We start from the raw sequence: 6,000 nt of genomic DNA on the forward strand, positions 1-6,000 counted from the left end.
TGCCATGACAGAAGAGCGGATCTTCTGCCACCATCCCCCTATCTCAATCCCTGAAGTATAGATCCCTTGTATACACCATATCCATCGCATCCTCAAGCTCCGGATCAAATCTGTTTGCCACGATCACCGCAGCATCCTTTTTGAACTGATTGAGTGAGTGCACCACGCGCCAGGAACCAAACATATCCTCCGTCAGTGTCGGCTCATAGACGATGATATCTGCTCCCAGAGCCTGCAGACGCTGCATGACCCCCTGGATGCTCGACGCACGGAAGTTATCCGATCCTGACTTCATGGTGAGCCTGTACACGCCGACGGTGCACGGAAGACCGCCGGCTTTTTCCAGAACGCGGTCTGCGATAACATCCATCCGTGTCTCGTTGGACTCAACGATAGCGCGCACAACTTTGTTTGGAACCCCGGTGAAGTTTGCCAGAAGCTGCTTCGTGTCCTTCGGCAGGCAGTACCCTCCATATCCGAATGACGGATTGTTGTAATGACCGCCGATACGCGGATCGAGGCATACACCGTCGATGATCTGCTTGGTGTCGAGGCCCTTCGCTTCCGCATAGGTGTCGAGTTCATTGAAGAAGCTCACGCGCAGAGCAAGGTAGGTGTTTGCGAAGAGTTTGATTGCTTCTGCTTCCGTCGGGTCGGTGATGAGGACAGGGATGTCTTTTTGGATCGCGCCTTCCTTGAGGAGGGCGGCAAACCGCTCTGCAGCTGTCCGGAGTGCGGGATTATCAGTTGGTGCGCCCACGATGATGCGGCTTGGATACAGGTTATCATAGAGTGCTTTTCCTTCGCGCAGAAACTCCGGGGAGAAGATGATGGTATCGAGCCCGTATTTTTCGCTGACTGCTTTTGTATAGCCAACAGGAACGGTCGATTTGATGATGAGTATGGCATCCGGGTTCACGCGCTTGGCGATTTCGATGACGTCTTCGACGGCCGAAGTATCAAAGTGATGGGTGGCTGTTTCGTAATTGGTCGGGGTGGCGATCACGATGAACTCGGCATCCCGGTAGGCCGCTTCCTTGTCAGTCGTGACGGTGAGATCCAGAGGTTTATGCGCGAGGTACTCTTCGATCTCGTGATCGGTGATCGGGGATTTTTTCGCGTTGATTAAGTCGGCTTTCTTCTGTGTAGTGGTCACTGCAGTGACACTATGATTCTGTGCAAGAAGCACAGCGAGGGAAAGTCCGACATATCCTACTCCTGCGACAGTGATTTTCATACCTATAGTATTTCAGTTACAAAGTTATAGAGTATGGGATTTTTGCCGGATCACAGCGAAGCAAATCTCCTTAACGGATCCCGACACGGTGGAAACATCCTTATTATTGAGGCTTATATGAGCAGTCCGGGAGGCTCATCTACAGCAGAATCTTCATGGACGGTAGGATTCATATTACTCCTTTTTGGAAGCACTTCGAGTTCGTGTAAGGGATTTTTATTGATTGCGCGCATTCATCACACGAAATCCACGAAAATAATCACAAAAACACGAAAAGAAATAAATCAGTTGGGCTGGACACGTATAGTACCCTCCCCCGTCCCCCACGCGAAACTCACAAATTCGCAAACCTTCGGTTTGCTCGGCTGAGATCGCCGGCTTCGCCGTCGATCCGCCAACAAAATGCACGAAAAGGGGGACAGGGGTAGAGGAAAACTTTGCGTGTTGACCAATTAATTTACTTGAACGGGGTGATTTTTATTAGGATGGGCTGATAAAATAAAAGATAATGCTCTATTACAAAGACGAATCCTATGCAATCTTCGGTGCTATTTTTGAAGTGTACAAAACTCTTGGAAACACGTTCATCGAATCATTTTATCAGAAAGCTCTGGAGCATGAATTTACTCTGAGAAACATCCCCTTTGTCCCGCAGAAACGTATCCCTGCAGTGTACAAAGGTCAGGAGATCGGATATTATACCCCGGATTTTGTTTGTTATAATCAAATCGTTGTTGAACTGAAGTCCCGACTGAATACCACAGAGGAAGAACAGAAACAGGTGATAAACTATCTCAATCTCGGAGGATACGATCTGGGAATCTTAGTGAATTTTGGTACCTACCCGAAAGTGTACGTGCAAAGGATCGTCCGAAAAGGAGCATCACTTTCTACTGTCGAGGAAGAGGAACCGCCGTATTATTTTGAGTGAAACAAACTCCAATACACTCACCTTTTTTGAAAAGAGAATTTTTTTTCATCCGCCCCTGTCCCCCTTTTCGTGCATTTTGTTGGCGGATCGACGGCGAAGCCGGCGATCTCAGCCGAGCAAACCAAAGGTTTGCGAATTCGAGGGTTTCGTGTGGGGGGCGGGGGAGGGTTCTATACACAATCAACTAACAATCGATCTCTCTGTTTTTCGTGTTTTCGTGTAAATTTTCGTGAATTTCGTGTGATGAATTGTAACATCCAAAGAATCCAATAGACCAAATCGAAAAGCACACCCAAAAAAGGATGCTATAACCCCTGCAATCGTGGTTGATTTATAAAAAATAAAAATGGATTGATACAATCCAAGAGCAGCGTCAACGGTTCAGATCTTTTTCAGCGCATCGCGGATCAGATCGCCATATATCGGATGTTTCAGGAGAAGCTGGAGATTTGAAACCATCCATCCGGGGATATCGCCGATATCATATCTCGTACTTTTAGAAACATACCCAAGTGATGCATCATAACGCCTCAGTGCATCGGTCAGCTGGATCTCTCCTTTTCTCCCAGGTTTTGTATCCTCAAGAATAGCAAAGATATCCGGGGTCAGCAGGTATCTGCCCATTGCTCCGACATTCGACGGCGCCTCCTCCGGTGTTGGTTTTTCTATGATGTCATTGATTTGATAGAGTCTATCTTCGAGAAGCACGCCGTCGATGATCCCGTAGTCCTTGATCTTATGTTCGGGAACCGTTTCGACGCCGATGACGGGAAGATGATATTTGTCATACACATCGATCAGCTGCGCAGTGCATGGCTTTGCCCCGGCATCCGGGATGCAGATCGTATCGCCCAGAAGAACAGTGAATGGCTCGTCACCGACATGCTGTTTGGCACAGAGAATGGCATCTCCAAGGCCCTTCTGTTCTTTCTGTCGGATGAAGTGGATGTCGGCAAGATCAGCGAGTTTTTCACTTTCGGCAAGCAGTTCCAGATCCCCGCTGTTTTTCAGATGCGCATTCAACTCGGGTGCGTTGTCAAAGTGATCTTCTATAGCCCGTTTGTTTTTTCCGGTGATGATGAGGATGTCATCGCACCCTGAGGCGACCGCTTCTTCGACGACATACTGGATGACCGGTTTGTCTACGACCGGGACCATTTCTTTGGGCATCGCTTTGGTGATCGGGAAGAAGCGCGTGCCCCAGCCTGCTGCAGGGATGACGGCTTTGCGGACTTGTTTCATTTATTCGTCTCCTTTTTTGTATACGATGTATTGGATCATGGATGGATATTATGTTGGAATTTGGGGTGTATAGAGGTTATGGCGTGGAGCTGGTCCTTTGGGTAGGTTTGGGTTAGCGTGGCTGACATTATTGTTCATCCGGAAATAAAATCAAACGGTTTTATGATTGAGTGGGCAAGAGGGGGCAGGATCGATTGAAATGTAAAATCATGCAGTTCTGATGGAAGCCATCGAGATGATGGGATTTATTTTTTGTCCCTTGAGTTGGTGTGTGGGATACTATGGGTAGGTCGCATCCATCATATTGAATTCACAGAAGGGCACTAGGGTAAATATTTGTACTAACGTGAAACACGTAAAGATTTAGTTGCCGTTTATGTCTTTCACGTCAACCCTATGTCATGGTGTTGCCCATAAATTGAGTTTTAGCCCTATATTTTGAGTGACCTAACAAAAACCTGAGCATGCTGTATCGTTGTAACAAAACCATCATGACGTATTGTCCTAATTCCAATGATGAAGAGATAGAATATATATCTTAAATAGTGAAGTGGATGAGAAATAATAAAACGTGTAATTACACCTAATGTTTGATTTATGAGGCTAGGATAGGAAAGATCTCTGATTTTTAAAAAATCCCAATATCCTTTTTTATTATAAAAATATGACGATGGAAGATTTGTGATATTATATTCAGAGAATAACGTATTAAGTATGTAATTCCAAACCTCCTTATGTAATGGGTAACCTCGCAACTTTTTTTCTTGAACTGCACAGGTGAATAAAACGTATTCTAGAAAACTTGGCTCGACTCTAGCATAAATATTATATGCCTTTAATGATTGACAAATTGCAGTAATTGCAAGTGAAAAATCATATGGATGTTCAAAGTTTCGAGATTGCGTATTGGTCTTCATTCCTCGTCGATAATATATAAATGGTTCTAATATTATAGAGATTCGATTTGCAGAAACAATAGACATGGCACTGAAATAATTGTCATTATGGTGGTGTATTTCTTGAAATTTTAAATTATTTTTCTCAATCATACTCCGAGAATATAATTTATTCCAAGGGAATAAACTAAAATTCATAAATATGGATTTGGAAATATCAGTATAAGAGAATTTCTCCAGACATGGAAGATTATATGAGGAAATGCCCAGTGGAACTGAGACTTGATGTGTGACAGTGTGATAATTCCTATATTGACAAACCATCAAATCAGATCCGGTCTCTATTGCTCGGGCATACATTTTTTCAAGAAATGCCAACTCAAAAAAATCATCCGAATCCAAGAATACAAGATAGTCTCCTGTGGCATGCCTAAGCCCAAGATTACGAGCAGCCCCACCCCCTTTGTTTGCCTGGTGAAGAAGAATTATTCGTGGATCATTTGTTTGGTATTGTTTCAATATATTTAGTGAATTATCAGTAGATCCATCATCAACACAAATTATTTCAATTTCTTTTAAGGTTTGATTGCAAATACTAGAAAGACATTGTCTAAGGTATAAATCAACATTGAATACTGGAATGATAACAGATACTTTTGGTGTGAAAGACATTTGTCATTATATCTTTTATTGATGAAGGGCTTTAACTTTACCTATTATAACCTAATCCCCCGCTTCTCTTAACCTAGATTACACCCCTCCCCGCCAAATCCTCCCTCTTTTCCAAAAAAACCCCAGATTCAAGTGCCAACTCCTCGCGCCCATTCATAGTTAAAGATATGTTTTTATCTATGGATGACCAATATATCTACAAACAAAACCACCCCTCAAAAAATGACTTCCATCATCAAACAGTACGACAAAAAAACCGGAAAAACCTATGCTGTAGAAAGTACATCCCGCTGGGACAAAGAAAGAAAAACCTGCATCTGCGACCGAAAAGTCATCGGCCACTTCGACCCCGAAACCGGGGAAATCCTTCCCAACAGAAAACGAAAAGAAAGCACGAAACAAACCGCAATCGCAAAATCTGCCGGATGCAGCCTGCTCTTTGATCATGCGGGAGAAAAAACCGGATTGGTCTCAGCACTGAAAAAAGTCTATCCTAACCACTGGGAGAAACTCCTGACCTGTGCTTACTACCTCCTTGCTGAAGGGAACGCCTTATCGCACTGTGAACAGTGGACAGAACGCAACATCACCCCGCTCAACGAACGCTTCCCCGCACAGCGGATCTTTGAGATGCTTCCTGACTTCAACCGGGACACCCAGATGGAATTTTTCCAGTACTGGGCACACAAAATCCGGGAAAACGAATACTTTGCCTTAGACATCACCTCCATCTCATCATACAGCAGCCTTATCAAAACGGTCAAATACGGATACAATCGGGACAAAGAAAACCTGGAACAGGTCAATCTTGGCATGGTTGTCGGCATAAAAACGGGTATTCCGGTGTATTTCCATACGTATCCGGGAAGTATTCATAATGTCTCCACATTACAACAGAATCTGACGGTGTTTGACTGGCTGGCGTATAAGAAACTGCATCTGGTGATGGACAGAGGTTTTTGCAGCAAGACAAACGTTTCTGATCTGTATGCACATGGATTGCGGTTTACGATCGCGCTTTC

Annotated in this window: 5 protein-coding genes; 2 read left to right on the forward strand and 3 right to left on the reverse strand. The window is 44.4% G+C overall.

What is annotated here, in order from left to right:
- Positions 1-43: 43 nt before the first annotated feature.
- Positions 44-1,237: a nucleotide sugar dehydrogenase gene (locus H575_RS06045; protein ID WP_042699475.1), complete on the reverse strand. Its 1,194-nt coding sequence runs from the start codon at positions 1,235-1,237 to the stop codon at positions 44-46.
- A 508-nt stretch (positions 1,238-1,745) separates the two neighbouring features.
- On the opposite strand from H575_RS06045, the gene H575_RS06050 reads away from it, so the two are divergent.
- The gene (locus H575_RS06050) at positions 1,746-2,168 is read left to right on the forward strand and encodes a GxxExxY protein (protein WP_042699478.1); all 423 of its coding nucleotides are present in this window, start codon (positions 1,746-1,748) and stop codon (positions 2,166-2,168) included.
- A 381-nt stretch (positions 2,169-2,549) separates the two neighbouring features.
- Here the strand turns inward: H575_RS06050 and galU are convergent, their stop codons facing one another.
- Positions 2,550-3,410 (reverse strand): UTP--glucose-1-phosphate uridylyltransferase GalU, encoded by an 861-nt coding sequence (galU, locus tag H575_RS06055; RefSeq protein WP_042699480.1) that lies wholly within the window; start codon positions 3,408-3,410, stop codon positions 2,550-2,552.
- Positions 3,411-3,841: 431 nt separating this feature from the next.
- A complete protein-coding gene (locus H575_RS06060) occupies positions 3,842-4,978 on the reverse strand; it encodes a glycosyltransferase family 2 protein (RefSeq protein ID WP_052319989.1) in 1,137 nt (378 codons plus the stop codon).
- 222 nt (positions 4,979-5,200) lie between these two features.
- Between H575_RS06060 and H575_RS06065 the strand changes: the two genes are divergently transcribed.
- On the forward strand, positions 5,201-6,000 hold an 800-nt coding region (locus H575_RS06065; protein ID WP_042699484.1), incomplete at its 3' end, for an IS1634 family transposase.

The organism is Methanocorpusculum bavaricum DSM 4179, assembly GCF_000430905.1.
GTDB lineage: Archaea > Halobacteriota > Methanomicrobia > Methanomicrobiales > Methanocorpusculaceae > Methanocorpusculum > Methanocorpusculum parvum.